The sequence below is a fragment of the Desulfitobacterium metallireducens DSM 15288 genome, assembly GCF_000231405.2.
In the GTDB taxonomy this organism is placed as follows: Bacteria; Bacillota; Desulfitobacteriia; order Desulfitobacteriales; family Desulfitobacteriaceae; genus Desulfitobacterium_A; species Desulfitobacterium_A metallireducens.
In genome coordinates this window covers 1,405,952-1,424,246 of the sequence record NZ_CP007032.1, presented here as the reverse complement: position 1 = coordinate 1,424,246, position 18,295 = coordinate 1,405,952, and the positions used below count along the sequence as shown (strand labels likewise).

General features: G+C 41.0%; 13 protein-coding genes. 4 read left to right on the top strand and 9 right to left on the bottom strand.

The features are described from left to right. Positions 1-91: 91 nt before the first annotated feature. Together DESME_RS06860 and DESME_RS06855 are read right to left on the bottom strand one after the other, a co-directional pair. A complete protein-coding gene (locus DESME_RS06860; protein WP_006715448.1) occupies positions 92-259 on the bottom strand; it encodes a Flp family type IVb pilin in 168 nt (55 codons plus the stop codon). Positions 260-613: 354 nt separating this feature from the next. Beyond that, positions 614-874: a hypothetical protein gene (locus DESME_RS06855; RefSeq protein ID WP_006715449.1), complete on the bottom strand. Its 261-nt coding sequence runs from the start codon at positions 872-874 to the stop codon at positions 614-616. 1,024 nt (positions 875-1,898) lie between these two features. Between DESME_RS06855 and DESME_RS06845 the strand changes: the two genes are divergently transcribed. Further along, entirely contained in the window at positions 1,899-2,651 is a 753-nt protein-coding gene (locus DESME_RS06845) for a hypothetical protein (protein ID WP_006715452.1), read from the top strand. Positions 2,652-2,923: 272 nt separating this feature from the next. On the opposite strand, the gene DESME_RS06840 is transcribed toward DESME_RS06845, so the two are convergent. Beyond that, complete coding sequence (locus DESME_RS06840; protein WP_006715453.1) at positions 2,924-3,298, bottom strand: GntR family transcriptional regulator; 375 nt, start codon at positions 3,296-3,298, stop codon at positions 2,924-2,926. A gap of 209 nt (positions 3,299-3,507) precedes the next feature. Beyond that, the gene (locus DESME_RS06835) at positions 3,508-3,921 is read right to left on the bottom strand and encodes a LysM peptidoglycan-binding domain-containing protein (RefSeq protein ID WP_006715454.1); all 414 of its coding nucleotides are present in this window, start codon (positions 3,919-3,921) and stop codon (positions 3,508-3,510) included. Between the two features lie 302 nt (positions 3,922-4,223). Here DESME_RS06835 and DESME_RS06830 point away from each other — a divergent pair, with 302 nt between their 5' ends. The 3 genes from DESME_RS06830 to DESME_RS06820 all read left to right on the top strand — a co-directional run bounded on the left by DESME_RS06830 (position 4,224) and on the right by DESME_RS06820 (position 7,077). Then, positions 4,224-5,222: an ABC transporter substrate-binding protein gene (locus tag DESME_RS06830; RefSeq protein WP_006715455.1), complete on the top strand. Its 999-nt coding sequence runs from the start codon at positions 4,224-4,226 to the stop codon at positions 5,220-5,222. 150 nt (positions 5,223-5,372) lie between these two features. Beyond that, positions 5,373-6,290, top strand: a complete 918-nt coding sequence (locus tag DESME_RS06825; RefSeq protein WP_006715456.1) for an ABC transporter permease — start codon at positions 5,373-5,375, stop codon at positions 6,288-6,290. Next, positions 6,274-7,077: an ABC transporter ATP-binding protein gene (locus DESME_RS06820; protein WP_006715457.1), complete on the top strand. Its 804-nt coding sequence runs from the start codon at positions 6,274-6,276 to the stop codon at positions 7,075-7,077. The genes DESME_RS06825 and DESME_RS06820 overlap by 17 nt, the downstream gene beginning before the upstream one ends. A gap of 26 nt (positions 7,078-7,103) precedes the next feature. On the opposite strand, the gene DESME_RS06815 is transcribed toward DESME_RS06820, so the two are convergent. The 5 genes from DESME_RS06815 to DESME_RS06795 form a co-directional block, all read right to left on the bottom strand. Further along, complete coding sequence (locus tag DESME_RS06815; RefSeq protein WP_006715458.1) at positions 7,104-11,246, bottom strand: UvrD-helicase domain-containing protein; 4,143 nt, start codon at positions 11,244-11,246, stop codon at positions 7,104-7,106. Further along, entirely contained in the window at positions 11,239-14,904 is a 3,666-nt protein-coding gene (addB, locus tag DESME_RS06810) for a helicase-exonuclease AddAB subunit AddB (RefSeq protein ID WP_041484136.1), read from the bottom strand. The genes DESME_RS06815 and addB overlap by 8 nt, the downstream gene beginning before the upstream one ends. 216 nt (positions 14,905-15,120) lie before the next feature. Next, positions 15,121-16,446 carry a PhoH family protein gene (locus DESME_RS06805; RefSeq protein WP_006715460.1) on the bottom strand — a complete coding sequence of 442 codons (1,326 nt, stop codon included), beginning with the start codon at positions 16,444-16,446 and terminating at the stop codon, positions 15,121-15,123. A gap of 126 nt (positions 16,447-16,572) precedes the next feature. Then, on the bottom strand, positions 16,573-17,328 hold the full coding sequence (locus DESME_RS06800) for an ABC transporter permease (protein ID WP_006715461.1): 756 nt from the start codon (positions 17,326-17,328) through the stop codon (positions 16,573-16,575). Then, positions 17,325-18,068 (bottom strand): phosphate ABC transporter ATP-binding protein, encoded by a 744-nt coding sequence (locus tag DESME_RS06795; protein ID WP_006715462.1) that lies wholly within the window; start codon positions 18,066-18,068, stop codon positions 17,325-17,327. Before DESME_RS06795 ends, DESME_RS06800 begins: the two co-directional genes overlap by 4 nt. Positions 18,069-18,295: the final 227 nt, after the last annotated feature.

Genomic DNA, 18,295 nt, shown 5'->3' with positions numbered 1-18,295 from the left:
CGTCCCCCTTTTGGAAACGACCCTACTGAAATACAGTAGGGTCGTAGATGGTATTTTAAAATTTAAACCATTTGATATGGATCAGGTTTAGCTATTTGGCTAACTCTGTTCCTATTCCTAAGAATTTAGTATTTAGATTTGTTCCTATAGCTCCAAGTGCTACAATCACTACCACAGCAACTAATGCAATAATTAATCCATATTCTGTCATGGCTTGTCCTGCGTCATCTTTTAAAATACCCATCAATTTGTTTTTCATAGAAAACACTATCCCTTCATCATAGTTTTAACTATTTAGAATGTTCGTTTCTGACTTTATTATATATCTCTCGATTTAATTTAACATGAAGCATTGGTCATATTAGTCGAATCGAGAAGGCTTATATTTTTTTATCTAAGTCCTTGCTTTCAAGGGACTTTAGCACTAGTCATATCCAAGAGAGTACTCGATTAAAAAGGAAATGTATATTGGATTATTGATCATTAGAAAGAGAATAAGAAAATCAGAACCTATTACAAAGACATTTGATTATTGTGTATAGAAGTAGAAAAAAGGCGTTCTTTACGCCTTTTTTAATATATTTATTGTATAAGCTCCTACTAGCACCCACCTCTAATAGAGTACTTCATCCTCTTCTAGATCCTCTAAGGAAGGAAGTCCTAGTGAAAATGTGCTCAATTCGTTTTGCAGGAGTTCTTTAGAATAAGTTTTATGTACAGGCAGACTTAGAATTTGACCTGAATCGTTGCCTATAGTTATGAGGGCTAACTCCTCATCAGACATAATCCTTTGTCCTGTTACTTGACAGTAGAGAAAGCCTTGGGCCAAAAGAAGCTTTTCTAAACTTTTTAAAGCGAGAATATTTGAATTCATGCCTATTCTCCTATCTTAATTTCAATATTGATTGCTTATCTGTTTAATACTTATGTTAATAAGACCAAAGTTAGGATGTTATAGGATGTCCTTTTTTATTCATGTGCAAAATTTATATGTATAAAAAGAGAGCGCCCTGTATTCAGGACGCCCTCCTGTTCAATTTAGTTTTAAACCATTTTTAGAAGATTACGCCGAGAGCAATAAGGATGAGAATCGCAATCGCAATAATCCCAACTCCTACGCAACCGCCCAAAGGTACGCCACATGCATATCCGTACATAATGATCCTCCCTCTCTATTTTTAGTCTGACCTTATGCGAAATTAGAAGACGATTCCCATCGCGATAAGCAGAAGGATAATCACAACGACTACTGCAATGCCTGGTAAGAAGTTTGGTCCACATCCGTCAACAACTACTCCACCAAGTGCCATAATATTTCCCTCCTGTGATTTAAATCTTAGTTTATTGAATTTACCTAATATAAATTATGTTATCAGAAATAAATTGTTACTAAAAAATCCCTAATTTGGATCATTTTTATATTTATTGCTAAAAGAAAGACCGCTTAAACTATTACGTTCAAGCGGCCAGACGTTTTTAATATAATTCCCGCAAAGCTCTAAGAAAACCGAAAGCTATAAACGGTACTTGACAAAGATATCCACTGAATTAGATTCCCAATTACAATCCCACAGAATAAAATGTTCCAATGTCGGTAAACGATTGATCAGACTCGAATGCGATCTTACGAAGGAACAAAATTCGAAACCTACTTTGGTGATTTAAGTTTGACTTATACACAATCTGGCATATTGGAGCTTTGCGGGAAAGCTAACTAAATATTAAGTCTTATCTATGACTCTATTATGCCAGCCAAGACGTTACCTGTCAATGACTTTTATATACGGTTCATCTGGTAGTTTTTGGCGAACATTTTGACCTTTCATTCAATTCGCTTTAGAATATGAATAAGGAAAGATTCCTTGGAAAAAGCCTATGGTATAAGGAGGAGGAATTTAATGCGAGCACAAATCACACTTACTTCAAGTGAGTCAAAACGTTTGATTGCAAAAGGAGTTAAAGCTCTGCCTGCTATGCAAAAAGCATTAGCTGAACACACCATCATTCTTGCGGGAGGAACGACGAATGCTTTCCTAGCGGAAGAAATCTTAGGGATACGGATAGATGAGAAAAGTACCTATACAGTAGGTATCATTAGTGAGGGTAAAACTGGGGTCAGTGCAGAAAAAAAACAAATTCATCCATTTATCATTTCGAAAGGTAAAGCACTCAGATCTGATGTTCATTGGAAAGAATACCTTACAAAATTAGAACCTGGGGACCTTTTTATTAAAGGTGGAAATGCTGTGGATCATACAGGGTTAGCAGCTGTTGCAGCTTCTAATCTCACAGGAGGAACCATTGGGGCAGCAGAAGGCACATTGTATGTCCGTGGGATAGAGCTCATTGTACCCATTGGCTTAGAAAAGCTCGTTCCGGATGTTCGTGAAGCAGTCGAGTTTATGTCTGGGCATCGTCCGGATGAAGCCATTGGTGATAAGATAGGGTTAATACCTATGTTTGGTGCAACCGTGGTTACCGAAATAACAGCTTTAGAGGCCCTCTTCCCTGTTCATGCCAAATGCATTGCTTCCGGTGGCGTGAATGGTTCTGAAGGAGCAATCACGCTTGTGATGGATGGTGAGGATGCGACTGTAAAAAATGCTCTTGAACTAATCCATTCTATCAAGGGTGAGCCAGCTGTAAAATAGTTGTTTACGTGTTATCCCTATTAAAACAAGTTCACAGATTTAGAAAAATATACAGTATTACAGGCAGCTTCCTCGCAGAAGCTGCCTGTAATATATAAGGCTTTAGAACTTTCTAAACTCATGTACAATTGCATTCCAAATAATTTCAGAACTCCTAACGATTATAAAACGAAGGGATTGAAGAAAAGACATACCTAAGAAAATTAACATGAGCAAGAGAACAATCAGACTAATGCTTCGTTAAGTCATGGACTTCAAAATTTTATCCATTTTCACTCCTCCTTATAAAGCAATGTCAGCATTTTCTGGAGTTCATCTAAATGTATCCCCAAGAGTTTAGCCGTCTGAATTCCTTCTATTAGCTGATCTTTGAGAATTCGAAGATGCTTTTCGCGCATAAGCTCCTTGTTTTGTATGCCAATAAAAGAACCTTTTCCTGGAACAGTTTCAATAAAATGATCTTGTTCCAAGTCGTCATAAGCGCGTTTCGTTGTAATAACGCTAATCTGAAGTTCCTTCGCGAGATTACGGATTGAGGGCAGGGCTTCACCTTCCTTTAATTCACCTTTAAAAATAGCTTGCTGAATCTGATTAAATATCTGTTGATAAATCGGGTCTGACGAAGAGTTTGAGATGAGAATTTTCAATTCCTTATCCTCCTTCCTTTTAATAAGCCAATAAGCAAGGGTTATTTGTTTTAAAAAATACGCCTATAATTTTATGTGTATATACTGTACATTATAATTATATACAGTATATACACATTTGTGAGTTTTGTAAAAGAAAACAACGGCTGAACCTCAAAGGTTCAGCTGTTGTTTTCAGATATTCCCTGGGAAAGAGTCAATGCATAAGATTAGACGCCAGGGATATATAAGACCTGCCCAGGATAAATAAGATCAGGATTTGAGAGATTATTGGCAAGTATGATCGCTCTCATCGTTGTTCCATAGCGTTTTGCAATTTTGTATACACTATCTCCCTTTTTAACAACATAAACTTCTGGTGTTGGGGTTGGAAGCTGCTCAGGTGTACAATGGTGCATCTCATGGTGCATCTCCATACCATGATATGGATAGCAGCAAGGATTACCTACATCAAGAGTTACAGCACCAGGTGCATAGTCTGGATCAAGGTTGACGTAACCCGCTTGGGGAAAAGCTGGGGCATACATTCCGGGAGCAGCTCCCATTGTTCCAGGTGTCATACCCATTCCTGGGGTTCCCATCATACCTGCAGTACCGGTCATAGGTTGCATTGGCATATTCATAAAATTTCCTCCTTCACGTCCTGTTATCTCAACATTTCAGTAGTTTCATTTAAATATTGATAATCTTTTTGTTAACAATATATGGTTTACTAGGAAATGTGAGTATGTACCAGGGAGAAAAAAGAAAAATTATTTAATTAAATCATATTGACAATCATTTGCGAAAACTATAACATAAAATAAATAAATAAATTGTAGTATGGTAGTACAGTAGGAATGGGACTGGAGAGGTGCACTTCCTGCGGAGGTGTATTTTTTATACCCTTTTTTAACGTATTACCGAAATTGAGGAGGTACTTTAGATGAAAAAGGTTTTAGCGGTAGGACTCTCACTCGTGATGGCATTAGGCTTAGCTGGATGCGGTGCATCCCAGCCTGCACCAAGTACGCAAACCGGTAATACGTCTAGTCAAAAAGCAATTAAGGTCGGGATTGTTCAAATTATGGAACACCCAGCGCTTGATGCAGCCCGTGAAGGATTTTTAGAAACCTTAAAGTCCAATGGCTACGAAGAAGGTAAGAATCTAACGGTTGAATATCAAAGTGCTCAAGGAGATCAATCCATTCTATCAAATATTACACAGAAATTTGCAACAGAGAAACTTGATCTCGTTCTCGCAATTGCGACTCCATCAGCTCAATCCATGGCACGTGCCAGTCAGGATATTCCCATTTTGATCACAGCAGTAACTGATCCAGTAGCAGCAGGTTTAGCCGATAGTATGGAGAAACCCGGCAAGAATATAACCGGCACCACCGACATGAATCCATTAAAGGAACAGTTTGATCTTCTTAAAACTGTCGTTCCAAATGCTAAAAAGGTCGGAGTTATTTATAATGCGGGCGAAGATAACTCACAAGTGCAAGTTAAAATGGCTGAGGGCGTTGCCAAAGATGCAGGCTTAGAACTTGTTAAAGCAACAGTAGCCACTACTGCAGATGTTTTACAAGCGGCTCAATCCCTTGTAGGAAAAGTAGATGCGATTTATATTCCTACTGATAATACTGTTGTTTCAGCTGCAGATTCCGTAATTCAAGTTGCTAATAAGAATAAAATCGCCCTAATTTCAGGAGAAAGCAGTGTTGTTGATAAAGGCGGTTTGGGAACAATCGGTATCAATTACAAGAAATTAGGAGCACAAACAGGTGATATGGCACTTAAAATATTAAAAGGTCAAAAACCTGCAAATATGCCAATTGAAAGTCAAAAAGAGTTTGATACTGTTTTCAATAAAGCGACCTTAGAACTTCTGGGAATTAAATTGCCCGCCGATTTACAACAAAAAGCCATCTTAAAATAAGTAGAGAACTGAATTCAAGGCTAAGAATTTACAAATAAAGAAATAAAAATATAGAAGATAAACGTATCAATTAAAGATATGAAAAGATATTCGAGTATACCAACACGAATATCAAAATTCTTCCAAAAGAAGAAATTGAGGTGTGTAAACATGTATTCCCAAATTGCAATGGGTACAATCGAACAGGGTTTGATGTATGCCATCATGGTTCTGGGAGTTTATCTAACTTTCCGGATTCTCGATTATGCAGATCTTACGGTTGAAGGTAGCTTTACACTTGGTGGAGCCACTGTAGCAATCTTAATAGTTAACGGCACTAACCCCTGGTTAGCAACTGCCGTTGCCTTTGTAGCGGGGTGTTTAGCTGGACTTTTCACCGGCTTTCTCCACACTCGCTTCAAGATCTCTCCCCTTCTTACAGGTATTTTGACGATGACAGCGCTCTACTCCGTCAATCTGCGGGTTATGGGACGCGCCAATGTATCTCTACTCAAAGGGCATACAATCTTTTCAGATTTTAAAAACCTTCCTAATATGGAATCATATGGCGTACTCGTATTAGCCCTTCTTACAATCGTAGTGCTGGGTGTTGTCTTCTATTTATTTTTAAAAACAGAGTTAGGTTTGGCTATGCGAGCTACTGGGGATAATGAGTTGATGATCCGTAGCTTAGGTGTTAATACGAATGGTATGAAATTGCTGGGACTTGCTTTATCAAATGGTCTCGTTGCTCTCTCCGGAAGTTTTATAGCACAAAATCAGCAATTTGCTGATGCCGGGATGGGTATTGGGATGATCGTAGCTGGTCTAGCCTCCTTGATTATTGGTGAGGTTCTCATCGGTACCTCTACCCTCGGACGCACACTGATTGCTGTTATCTGCGGCGGAGTAATTTACAGGATTATTATCGCAATTGCATTACAATTAGGGCTTGCCCCGACCGACTTAAAGATGATTACAGCCTTTATTGTCATTATTGCTTTAGCTGCGCCCAATATGAAATTTAAGGTTTCTGCATTGAGTCGTGCTGGACGTGGAAAGGAGACCCATTATGCTAACAGTAAGTAATTTGACTAAAGTGTTTAACCTAGGAACAATTAATGAAAAAAAGGCATTAGACGGCGTGCAATTGCACCTAGAACCGGGAGATTTTGTTACCGTGATTGGCTCTAATGGAGCGGGGAAATCAACACTGATGAATGCTATAGCAGGTACCTTTCCTCCCGATCAGGGTCAAATTATTCTAGATGGTAAGGATGTCACTAAATTACCCTCGTTTAAAAGAGCTGAACTAGTCAGCCGAGTCTTCCAAGATCCTATGTCAGGAACAGCTGCTTCCATGACCATAGAGGAAAACCTGATTATGGCTTTAAAGCGTGGTGAGCCTCGTCATTTACGCTGGGCACTTAAAAACAAAGAACGCGAATTTTTTCAAGAAGAACTAAAGAAGCTTGGTTTAGGCTTGGAAGGACGGTTAACGACGAAAGTTCGTCTTCTTTCCGGCGGTCAACGGCAAGCGTTGACCTTGTTAATGGCTACTCTCAAAAAGCCTCAACTTCTGCTTCTAGATGAACACACCGCTGCCCTCGATCCGAAAACAGCTGAGAAAGTATTAGATTTGACCTGTTCAGTTACTGAACAGTCGCATTTAACCACATTGATGATTACTCACAATCTCGAACAAGCGTTAGCGGTGGGTAATCGTACAATTATGATGCATGATGGAAGGATTATACTCGATCTAAAGGGCACAGACCGCAATAATATGAGCATGAACCGCTTACTAGAGATGTTTGAAAAAGCAAGTGGCGTGCATATGAATAATGACCGCATGATTTTAGCAGGTACCTTTTAACTGCTCACCTCTCCCCCATAGATTTATTACGATAAATCTATGGGGGTTTTTTTTAGCTTTTCTTGTTGTGCCCGGATCTCTTTTTCGGGTATGGGTATCTCACAACTAAGATCGACCGAGTAAAGGGTTGCTTGGTCGACTCGGATCTGAAGGAGTCGTTCAACGGCTAAAGAATATATAGAAAGTTGCAATGCATAGCGTTCTACCAGTGTTTTTTCAGGAGTCTCCATGAATTTAATCTGATCCGTTTTATAATCTACGATCTCTGCACTTTTCCGATCAGAAGAAAGAACAAGTGCGTCAATTACCCCTTGAACGAGGATTCCCTCGCATCCTCTGTCTGCCTCTTCAGGACATTCTGTGGGAGTATCCAGAAAAAGTGTTAAGGTAAACGGAACTTCTCGGCGAACTTCCTTGGCCGTAAGAAGGCGCATGCCTAATGGCGAATTGATGTAATTTGCGATCTGCTTTATAGAAAGGGTCTCTACTTGCTCCAGGGTAAGAATTTCTCGTTTAAGCAGAGATTGAAAAAGAATTCCAATATGAATTTCTTGCTCTTCACCCGAAAAAGCAGACCAATTTTTTGACCAATCCTGTAAGGGCAAATGCTCCATGACCGCATGAAAAGCAGTTCCACGTTCTGCTGGGGTTAATTTCTTGCTGATTTGAAGGAATTTAGGTCGTGTGTACTCTTGGGAAAGTCTTTTTTCTACAGGTGTATCTGCCAAATCATCTTTATGCCAAGCAAAACGGCGTTTTAACTCGCTAACACTGGTCTTAGCTGCCTGATGAACAGCTTCTGGATAAGCATAATGATAATTCAATCGTTCATCAACCAATTGAAACCATTCCTCTAAAGAACGCTCCGCCACGAATTCAGTTTCGTTTTCTGAGGAATATTCCCCTTGCTCTTGCTCTTGCCCTTCCCTCTTCTCAGCTGAAGGGATCACAAGATGTTCATGAACTTGGACTAACCACTGAGAGGAACTATCGAGGAGTTCAGGCTTAACCGATTCATCAAAAAAATTCTGTGGATGACGTGCCAGTGCGGGACCTATCCAATCCATGAAAGAGCGAGCACTGCGTAGTTGACCATCTGGGAACGCAGGAGTAATGCAGGATGCTAAACTTTGCCATTGTTTAATTATCTCAGGTATTTTGGAAAGACTGCCATAAAGAAATAACCTTTCTTTAGCTCGGGTTAATGCAACATAAAGAATGCGGAGCTCCTCAGCCAAAGACTCCTGCCAAAGTCGTTCCTTTATACCCGTTTGAATAAAAGATGGATAACGAACACGATTCTCAAAATCTATCAACGGAATTCCGACCCCAAGAGTTGAATGAAGTAAGAGATTGCCGCTTAGACTGCGGGTATTGAATTTCTTCCCTAGCCCTACGAAGAAAACAACGGGAAATTCCAATCCCTTGCTCGCGTGAACGGTAATCAAGCGTACTACATCTTCATTTTCCCCCAAAGCTCGTGCGCTTCCTAAATCTTTACCCTGTCCTTGAAAACGGTCAAGGAAACGGAGAAAACGAAAAAGGCCTCGGTAATTAGTTGCTTCAAAACGGCATGCACGATCATAGAGCGCACGCAGATTCGCCTGACGTTGGGGACCGCTGGGTAAGGTTCCGACATACGCCAAATATCCTGTATCCTCATAAATTTCCCATAATAAGTCGGCTAAGGACATCTGTCTGGCCATCTGACGATAAACTTGGAGTTTGCGATAAAAGTAGAGCACTTTATTCTTAAGGTTCGGTGATTCATTAAGAACCTGATAAGCTTGCGTTAAAAGTTGAGGCCAAGATTTTGCATATTCTTCAAGCACGTCTGGAATCTCTGAGATAAAGGGATTTTCCTGTTCTTGCTGTTCTGCATCGTGTTGTTCCTGCTTCATTCGTTCCAGTTCTAGGGCTGCCGAATAAACCAGGACAAAAGATTCATAAAAATCACCTTGAGGCAATACGGAACGCATTTTTCCCAATTCTGTTCCATTCATACCTACAAAAGGAGAGCGAAGAACCGCAGCCAAAGGAATATCTAAACGGGGATTATCTATAATTTTAAGAAGAGAAAGCATCGTTTCGACTTCGCTCGCTCCGAAGTAACCACTGCTCGTTTCAGCATAAACCGGAATTCCCAAAGCCTGAAATTCTTCTACATAAAGTGGAGCAATCGCTGAGAAGGAACGCATCAAAATGACAATGTCAGAATATTGGGTGGCGCGAAAATCTTGAAGATTTTTATCATAGATTTGAAATTCACGCCCCTGAATAATCTGTTGAATCCGGTTGGCAACTAAACGCGCTTCCAAACGCGCTGATTCAAGATCTTCGAGAGTCATATCTTCTTGCGAATATTCCTTCTCTTCATTACCCTCATCCATTTCACTCTCCCCTTGACTTATGTCTTGGGTTTGCTCTTGGATTTGATCCTGGTCTAAATTTGCAGAGAGAGTCTCCTTCGTCGTCTGTTTTAAAGTTTTAGGATCAAATAGGTGAACCTCAATCGGACCCTCTGCAGTTTTAATCTCAGCATGTCCACTGATGAAATTCGCGCCATAGCATAAAGCAGCTTGATCATCATATGGAATTTCACCTGCTCCTGACGTCATAATCTGACGAAATAGGTAATTGACTCCGTCAATCACTTCCTGGCGGCTTCGAAAATTCCGATTCAGATCAATCACTAACTTTTGCTCTTGAGAAGGGGTTAGTTCTGACGTCCAATGGGGTAATTCCATATATTTTTCCAAAAATAAGCTAGGATCGGCCATGCGAAAACGATAAATACTCTGTTTGACATCACCCACCATGAATAGATTGGGAGACGGTCCTTCCTGCCGAGAGACGAGCTGCAGAATTCTTTCTTGGACAGGATTTATATCCTGGTATTCGTCAACCATAACCTCAGCAAAACGTTTTTGTAAAGCCCGTGCAACTGAAGTCGAAGTCTCATCTTCTTCATCTTCTCCCTGTTCTTCCAACAACCTTAAAGCAAAATGTTCAAGATCAGAAAAATCGACAATATTTCGTTGACGTTTTGCACGACCATATTGCTGCGCAAATTCTTGAACAACAGTGGCTAATGTCTCGATGAGCTCCCCCATCTTCTGCAGTCGAGGAAGTTGTTCCTCCAGTGGAAACTGAAATAAATCTTTGCTGAGCTTATCGAGTTTCTTTTTCACATTATCTCGCGCTTTTTTTGCTTCTTCCCGTAGAGCGGTCTGAAACTCTTCAGAAAGTGAAAGTTCTTCGGCGTCAATGCCCGTTTCTTTTTTCTTACGAGAACCTGCTGGAAGCTTTGGAAATTTTGAGGATTCTTGGAATTGAACTTCGATTTCACCCCAAATTCCTTCTTTTAATGTTTTGCTGAGATGTTGTAAGCGATCAAGATCTTCCAGTAGGCAACTCGCGTAGTGCTTCGGTCCTCCAGGTTGTATGCTGATCTGATACGCACGTTCCAATAATGCAATGCTTTCTTCAACTTTGTCTTTAACACCTTGCCGGACAGACTCTCCCCAGGGACTTTGAATTAGCTCGTCCGTACTTCTCCAATTATAGGCAAAAGCCAGGTTTTCTAACCAGTTATGAGGATCAACTTGACTCGTGGAAAATTCATAGAGTTTTAAAACGATTTCCATTAAAGGTTGGTCATCGCGATCAGACCCGAAAGCTTCAACCAAAGCTTGGAAAGGTGCACTCTCCTCGTCATATAGCGCTTCAAAAAGATCTTCAACGATATCTTGACGTAAGAGATCGGCCTCAGCTTGATCAGCGACTCTGAAGGCAGGGTCGAGCTCAAGACGATAAAAATTCTGACGAAGAAGCTCCATACAAAAAGAATGAATCGTTGTGATACTAGCGCGGTTGAGAAGCGCGCGCTGATGCAGGAGGTGTTCAACCTCAGCTGAATCGGTCTCCTTGAATAAAGCATCCTCTAAGGCTTTACCGATTCTTTCATGCATTTCATTCGCGGCCGCTTTAGTAAAGGTAAGCACGAGAAACTGATCCACATCCACTCCTGCTTTAGGGTCGATGATGCGCCGAATCAAACGTTCCACCAAAACGGCTGTTTTTCCAGAACCAGCGGCTGCAGCAACCAAGAGTTGTCCTTTGAGCTCAATAGCAGCCTGTTGCTCAACCGTCCATTTCGGTTCACTCATGTTTCTCATCTACCTTTTCGCTAAAATCATCACCTAACCAATTCAATTCTGGGGAGTGAGTTGTCGTTTCAGTAATAGTTATCTTCGAATTCAAATCCATAATATCCCAAACTTCAGGGTCACTTAATGCACGTAAATCACGATATTGATTTTCAGGTAAAAAAGAATCAAAATGACAAACGGGTTTAAACTCACAATACTGGCACGCATTTTCTTTCCCTTGGCGATAAGGCGAAATTGCGATATTACCTGACAAGATCTCCTCACCGGAATTCTGGAGGTAAGTATGCAAATGCTCCCGAAGAAGTGAAAATTGGTCATTCGTCAAGACATTCGCATTTTTACGGAATTCCATTGTTTTAGTCAGTTTGATTCCAAGCAAGTCGGATTGTCCAGTGCTTAATGTTTGGTCCATAGCCTCTAATACTTGGCGATTTGCCAAGAGAAAGCCTTTGACCTTAACGGCTGTAATCCGTTTTGCTTCAACCTCTTCCGTGCTGAGTAGTGTTTTCGAGTCCAGTTGGGGCTCAATAACAGGAAAGTAAAGAAAACCAGCAGGACTAACTGGTAACATTTCTAGAGATTGCGGATTGGAGGACTCAATCTGTTCAGATGATTCAACCTGTTTAGAGGGGAGTGTTTCGAGTAAAACCTCGGCTCCTTGTAAGGCTGCATCAAGATATGCCAGAAGTTGCAAATCCAGTCCATAGTAAATGTGGTCTAAACTCACATGCTTTTGTCGTGATTTATAATCCAAAATACGTAAATACACTTTTCCGTCTAAGACGGCGGCGTCTACTCGATCTATCTGCCCTCGAAGCAAGAGAGAATTTCCGTCTTGAAGAGGGACCTCAATCCCTGGAAGAACTTTATCTGGGCCAAAAGGAACTTCGAGCTGAATAGGAACAAAACTTCCCTTTTGTGCATGTTCTCCTAAGACACGGACAGCATGATGCACAGTTCTTTTCAACTTATGCTTTAGATATCGATACCGAGCGTTGCTGAGAAGAATTTCATTTTGGAGCCGTGGCGCAATAATTTCAGCAAGTTCACTGACGATATTCCAGGAATCTTCCTTTGACATCGCTCCCCAGTCCAATTTTTCATGTTGAACTTTTTCCGCAAAATCGCGTAAAACAGCATGGAAAAATCGTCCCATATCTGGGCTAGCCAGTTGATAGATCGGGCGCTCTTTAAGCTTCAACCCGTATTTCGAATAATGGGCAAAAGGACAACGAGCGAACTCTTCTAGTCGTGAAACACTAGCCAGAAGACGTTTACCATAAAGTCGACGTGCCAAACGATTAGAAAGCTTTTCTTCATAGTTTTCAGCTAAAACTCCTGCTTCGAGGAGCTTAACTTGCCATTGGTATCCAGACGCATTTTTGTACCACTCTTGAACAGCCTGCCACATCGGAGATAATGCCTTATGCTGCCTCAACTGTAAAAGTTGAGTGGCATAAGCAGGTAATAGAGGCTGTGGATGGCTAAGCTGTTCTAGATCATTATCTAAATTGCCAATATACTGTTCATGAAGTTCAGAAAATAAGGTTCGTAGACGGGTAACCACTGGTGAAATAGTAAGACCTTTCCCTTCTTCATCTGTTAACGGATAACTCACATACAAGCGATCTCTGGCCAGAGTTAAGCCTGTATAAATAAAAAATTGTTCTTCATAAAGTTGTGCTTTTCCTTTTGGTGCTAGACTCATTCCTAACTGTTCAAGTTGTTCTCTCTCGTCACTGTCGAGGACTCCATCAGATGCAGGCCGTGCTGGAAGAATGCCCTCATTGGCACCTAACAGAAAAAGAACACGAATCTCAGGATTTCGTGAGCGATCTAAGGAGCCCACTAAAATCTGGTCTAGACCTGGGGGAATTAAACCCAGCTTCAGATTTTCCAACCCAGAGGACAGAATTAAGGCATAGTCCTGAAGTTCCAAAGATTCTTCACCCAAACCTGTGATCATTTCATCTAGAACTTCGATAACGGCATCCCAAATTTGTTCCTGAAGTCGTGCTTCAGCGAGGTTACCCGAATCACGAGCCTCTTCAGCCCAATGATCTAAAGACTCTGGAACATTAAGATGAATGAGAAGATTATAGAGAGCTTCAGTCACTGTGCGGACGCTAATCCTTTTTAAATCATCGGAAGGAAGTGGCTCAAACGATGTCACCGCTTCCACAAAAGACTGGAGTGAAGATAACACGATTTGACGGGCATCATTAATGCATATTTCATTTTCTTTATCAGCCAGCAATTGGTCTTTTTGATCCCCTGCCCGCCAACGGGACTTATAGTTCCATTCCTTTCCAGCGGTCCAGGCCTCTCCTCGAATTCCGTACGCTAAACAATAGTTTTCTAAGCGATCCAAGGAATCTTGAGCTAAGGAGAAAAAACCAGTTTTAAGAGACCTAAAAAGAGGTTCATAGGCCCAATCCTTCTGTGCGACTTCAAGTGCTGACATGAGAAGTTCAAGAAGAGGATGGTGTAGAATAGGACGCTTGCTGTCTAAGAAAAAAGGAAGGTCATATTCGTTAAAAACGTGCTGAATCGTTTCCTGATAAACCGAGAGATCCCGAGTCACAACAGCCATGTTCAACCAGCGCAGTCCTTCTTCACGAGCGAGACGGCGTAATTCACGAGCAACTCCATGGACTTCCTCCCGTCTATTCACTGCAGAGAATAGACGGATCCCTTGAAACCCTTCATCCGCGATCTCTTCCCCATTCTCAGGGTAAGATAGGGTTGGATAAGTGAAGTAATGCTTTTCGAGAAAACTAAGCTTAGGGTTGCGAAAACGGTGAGTTTTCTCCAAAAAAATAGGGTCTAGGATTGGAGTTGATGTCTCGCGCGCAACACGTATAAGACTTTGGTAAGTTCGCCACGGTCCAGAGAAGAACTCCTCTCCATGCTTAAAAATCCCCTCATCAGGAGTGAAAGAATAGGAAGCTTGTCGATGAATGAACACCGGATCGAGAGGTAAAGTGATGATAACGTCTTGCACCGTTCTAAGTATATATTCAACCACATAAAGTTCCTGAGGCGTGAAACCTTTAAATCCATCAATCCATACCGTTGAATTCTGAAGGCTAGGTGAAGATGGAATCTTTAGTGCAACAATTTCTAGTTCATCATCAGGATCGAGGATATTACACCCCAGGGCTTGATTAAATCCATCATAAAGTAAAGCGAGTTCCTGTAGCTTTTGAGTAAGACTTGAATTTAAATCTAAAATACTACGCAGATCTTTGGGTGTCACACGGTAAATCTTAAATTCTCGTATCATTTGCGCGAGTAAATCGGCCATTCCCGGTCGAGTCGCTGAACGAGCGAAAATTTGAAGCTGAGGTTTATATTGTAAGAGCAAACGTCTTAATAGCATGCGCTTACCCATTTCTCCAAGTATTGTTTTTTGCCCTCCACCCGTCTCGGAAAAAATGCGCCAACCTAAACGGCGAAAGCTCAAAACTTGAGCACGTAGAATCCCGCCCAATTCAGGAATTTTAGCCAAACGCATTTCCATCTGATGGGTCGCTTGTTCGGGTACAAGAAGCACGAGAGGGGCTCCTAACGGATCTCTTTTAATTTCCTTGGCGATTTCTTCCAAACAATATGTGCTTTTACCCGTACCAGCACGGCCAAAAATAAATTGTATACTCACAAGGTACTCTCCTTCCCGTATGCTCATTATATCATGTGAGTTTGTTTTATTACTTTCTTCATTCCTTCATTATAAGAGATAAGGCGGATAAAAAATTGTAAAGAATAGTAGAATCAACAAATCACTACAAGCTTCTGCTTTTTAAGCGGAAGCTTGTAGCGTAAAATTCTAGAATTCAACCGGATTTAGATAGAATTTCTGGATATCGAATTAGAGGAGTTCTGCGGCATAACTTGCCAGTTCACTTCTCTCTCCTTGGGTTAACCTAACTTGCGCATAAAAAGGTTTACCTTTTAAGCGTAGCGTCAAATGAGCTACCCCATTGCTTTCTTTATCGAGATACGGATGGTCAATTTGATCTGGATCACCACACAGCACGATTTTTGTACCTTCACCAGCACGCGTAATTATCGTCTTTATTTCATGGACAGATAGATTCTGGGCCTCGTCAATGATCATAAATTGATTTGGAATGCTCCGACCACGAATATAAGTGAGAACCTCGATCTCTAGTTGATGTTTTTTCTTTAATAAGTCAATAGCACTGTCAACAATAGAATCCGAGTTTTTTTCGCGATCTTTTTCCTTTTTGGGGCGAAGCAATAACTCTAAGTTATCATAAATCGGTTGCATATAGGGTCTGACTTTATCCTCTTTTTCACCGGGCAAAAAGCCGATATCTTTGCCAAAGGGCACAATCGGACGGGCACAAAGAAGACGTGAATACATTTCAGAATGAAGAGTTTGCTCAAGTCCACTTGCTAAAGCGAGAAGGGTTTTACCCGTTCCGGCCGGGCCCATTAAATTAACAAGGCTAACTGATGGATTATTCAAGAGTTGCAAGGCCCACGTTTGCTCAATATTCTTAGGCATGATGTCCCAGGTTCCCAGCCTACTCGGGGGGTTATAGTAAAGTTCCTGTCCACTTGGTGAACTCATCAACGGTAAAATACTATCATCCGGGAGAATTCCTTTGACACATGCATTTGATGGTAAAGTCAAGGGAGCAGAAATTTTTCCTAAACGATATAGGAAATTCACATTTTCATCGTTTAAAGCTACGGTAAAGATTTCATCTGCAATCGGGGGGAGAACAACCTTATCATTATAATAATCCTGTGTTTTGACACCAACAGCATCCGCTTTTACTCGCATAGCAATATCTTTAGTCACCAAAACAACGGGTCTTTTTTCTTCACGAGTTAGATTCAATGAGACCGTTAAAATCCGGTTATCTGCTAGGCTCGGATCATAAAAAAGAGGGAGCACTTCTGGCGAAGAATGATTAAGCTCAATTCTTAGAACTCCACCACTCTTTAATTTTACGCCACTCGCAAGTGGTCCAGTTAGTCTTAAACTGTCAAGTTGACGGATAATTTCACGGGCTGACATCCCAACATTATCAGCTATCCGTTTTTTACTTTCAAGTTCTTCTAACACGACATAGGGAATAACTATTTCGTTATCTTCAAATTCGTAAATCGCATTAGGATCGTGAAGTAAAACGCTAGAATCAACAACATAGACCTTTTGCAAAATAGGAACACCCCTCTTCTTGAGTTTAAAATTAAAGCATCACAGGTTATCTCTTCCTTTCTGTCTATGCTTATACTTATTCATAAAACAAGCTCAACTATACCGTGCAAAAAAATATATCTACGTTTACGAATCTCCAAGCACAAGTTGCGCATGAGGAGTGAAATAACGCGTATAACCCAATAAGACGACAATTAAACTGGTGATAGCTGAGGCTCCGGAAATCATGAACATAACCATGATTTGATATCGTACAGCTTGAACTGGATCAGCCCCGGCTAAAATTTGGCCTGTCATCATACCTGGTAGTTGAACCAATCCTACTGTTTTCATTGAATCGACTGTTGGAATCAGGCCTGCTTTCACAGCAGATTGAATAGCTGGCAAAGCAGCTTGTTTCGGGGTAGCCCCAAGCGAAAGTGCCAATTCAACCTCTCCCCTGCGCAACTTAAATTCGGAGCTTAAGCGATTCAAGGTTACACCTGCTGCCACCATACTATTTCCGACGATCATACCGCTTAAAGGAATGATATATTGCGCAGTCGCTGGGATAATTTTTAAACCCAGAAGAAGAAGAAGCGTAATTCCTTCACTAAGAGCAATTCCAATAAGAACTATCGTTTGTGCCTGTGGGATTCCCTTACCTCGATTGGCCGCATTACGAGCAGCAACGAAAATCATGACTAAAACCATTAAAAAGATATACACATTGTTATGGGAAGCGAATACGTAGGATAGAAGATAACCGACAATTGTCAACTGAACGAATGATCGAATAACGCCAACAGCAAGATCCTTCTCTAAACCTAATTCCTGATGGCGTGAAACGATTGCGGCTAATCCCACAAATCCTAAAGAAAGGGTTAATGCTAAATAACTCATTCTGCCCCCCCCAATCGCCCTTCTAAATAAGCTTTGCCTTCTTCTGTTGAAGGCTGGACAAAAAATTGACGAGCTTCTCCTTGCTCAAGCATATGGCCGCGATAAAGAAGTGTAACATCCTGGGCTACCCTTTGAGCCTGTTGGAGATCGTGGGTAACCCAGACAACGGTTAATTGACATTCTTGGCAAAGTTGGGTAACCACTTCTTCTAAATGCTCGCTCGCTTGAGCATCAAGCGCAGAAGTGGGTTCATCCAATAAAAGAACTTCAGGGTCATTTGCTAGTGCACGTGCAATCGAAACGCGTTGCTGTTGCCCTCCTGATAAAGTATTGGGGTCACGGTTTGCAAAATCAATATTCAGACCAACTAACTCAAGATAATGACCTGGGTCTGGAAGTTCCTTACCTTGGATATGAGCACCATAGAGAATATTATCACTTACCGTTCCTGGGAAAAAGATCGCTTTTTGCATAACTAATCCTACTCGCCTGCGCAGCTCAAGAACATCAATAAGACGTGTTTCTGTCTCGTCTAGATAAATCTTGCCTTCACTGATTTCCCGTAAACGATTAAGTGTATAGAGCAAAGTGCTTTTTCCACTCCCAGACGGACCTAGTAAGGCATGTACGCGACCTTCGCGAATTTTAAGGCTCACATGCTCTAAGAGTGTAAGATCGCGGTGTTTCTCCTTAAGACTGAGTGATATATTTTCGACACTAAGTTTTATACTCTCTTCCATAACTGATTCCTTTCATAATAATTTGAGATACAAAATTATAAATAATTGAGTTGGTTAATATTATATCATGCAATAATACTAAAAATAAAAAGCCCTACAGGGCTCTCAATATTTATTGATTTCTAATTTGAATCAATCAAAGGCATGTAATCCCAATTTGTAAATTCAAAGGGATTATCCTCAAATTCGCGACAGGGCATGGGTTGTAATTCTTTAGTTTCCTCATT

What these genes read in the sequence shown, in the direction of transcription:
- DESME_RS06830 (WP_006715455.1), top strand. Translation starts at nt 4,224, where the DNA reads ATGAAAAAGGTTTTAGCGGTAGGACTCTCACTCGTGATGGCATTAGGC.
- DESME_RS06860 (WP_006715448.1), bottom strand. Translation starts at nt 259, where the DNA reads ATGAAAAACAAATTGATGGGTATTTTAAAAGATGACGCAGGACAAGCC.
- DESME_RS06815 (WP_006715458.1), bottom strand. Translation starts at nt 11,246, where the DNA reads ATGAGTGAACCGAAATGGACGGTTGAGCAACAGGCTGCTATTGAGCTC.
- DESME_RS06835 (WP_006715454.1), bottom strand. Translation starts at nt 3,921, where the DNA reads ATGAATATGCCAATGCAACCTATGACCGGTACTGCAGGTATGATGGGA.
- DESME_RS06820 (WP_006715457.1), top strand. Translation starts at nt 6,274, where the DNA reads ATGCTAACAGTAAGTAATTTGACTAAAGTGTTTAACCTAGGAACAATT.
- DESME_RS06855 (WP_006715449.1), bottom strand. Translation starts at nt 874, where the DNA reads ATGAATTCAAATATTCTCGCTTTAAAAAGTTTAGAAAAGCTTCTTTTG.
- DESME_RS06795 (WP_006715462.1), bottom strand. Translation starts at nt 18,068, where the DNA reads ATGGAAGAGAGTATAAAACTTAGTGTCGAAAATATATCACTCAGTCTT.
- DESME_RS06800 (WP_006715461.1), bottom strand. Translation starts at nt 17,328, where the DNA reads ATGAGTTATTTAGCATTAACCCTTTCTTTAGGATTTGTGGGATTAGCC.
- DESME_RS06825 (WP_006715456.1), top strand. Translation starts at nt 5,373, where the DNA reads ATGTATTCCCAAATTGCAATGGGTACAATCGAACAGGGTTTGATGTAT.
- DESME_RS06845 (WP_006715452.1), top strand. Translation starts at nt 1,899, where the DNA reads ATGCGAGCACAAATCACACTTACTTCAAGTGAGTCAAAACGTTTGATT.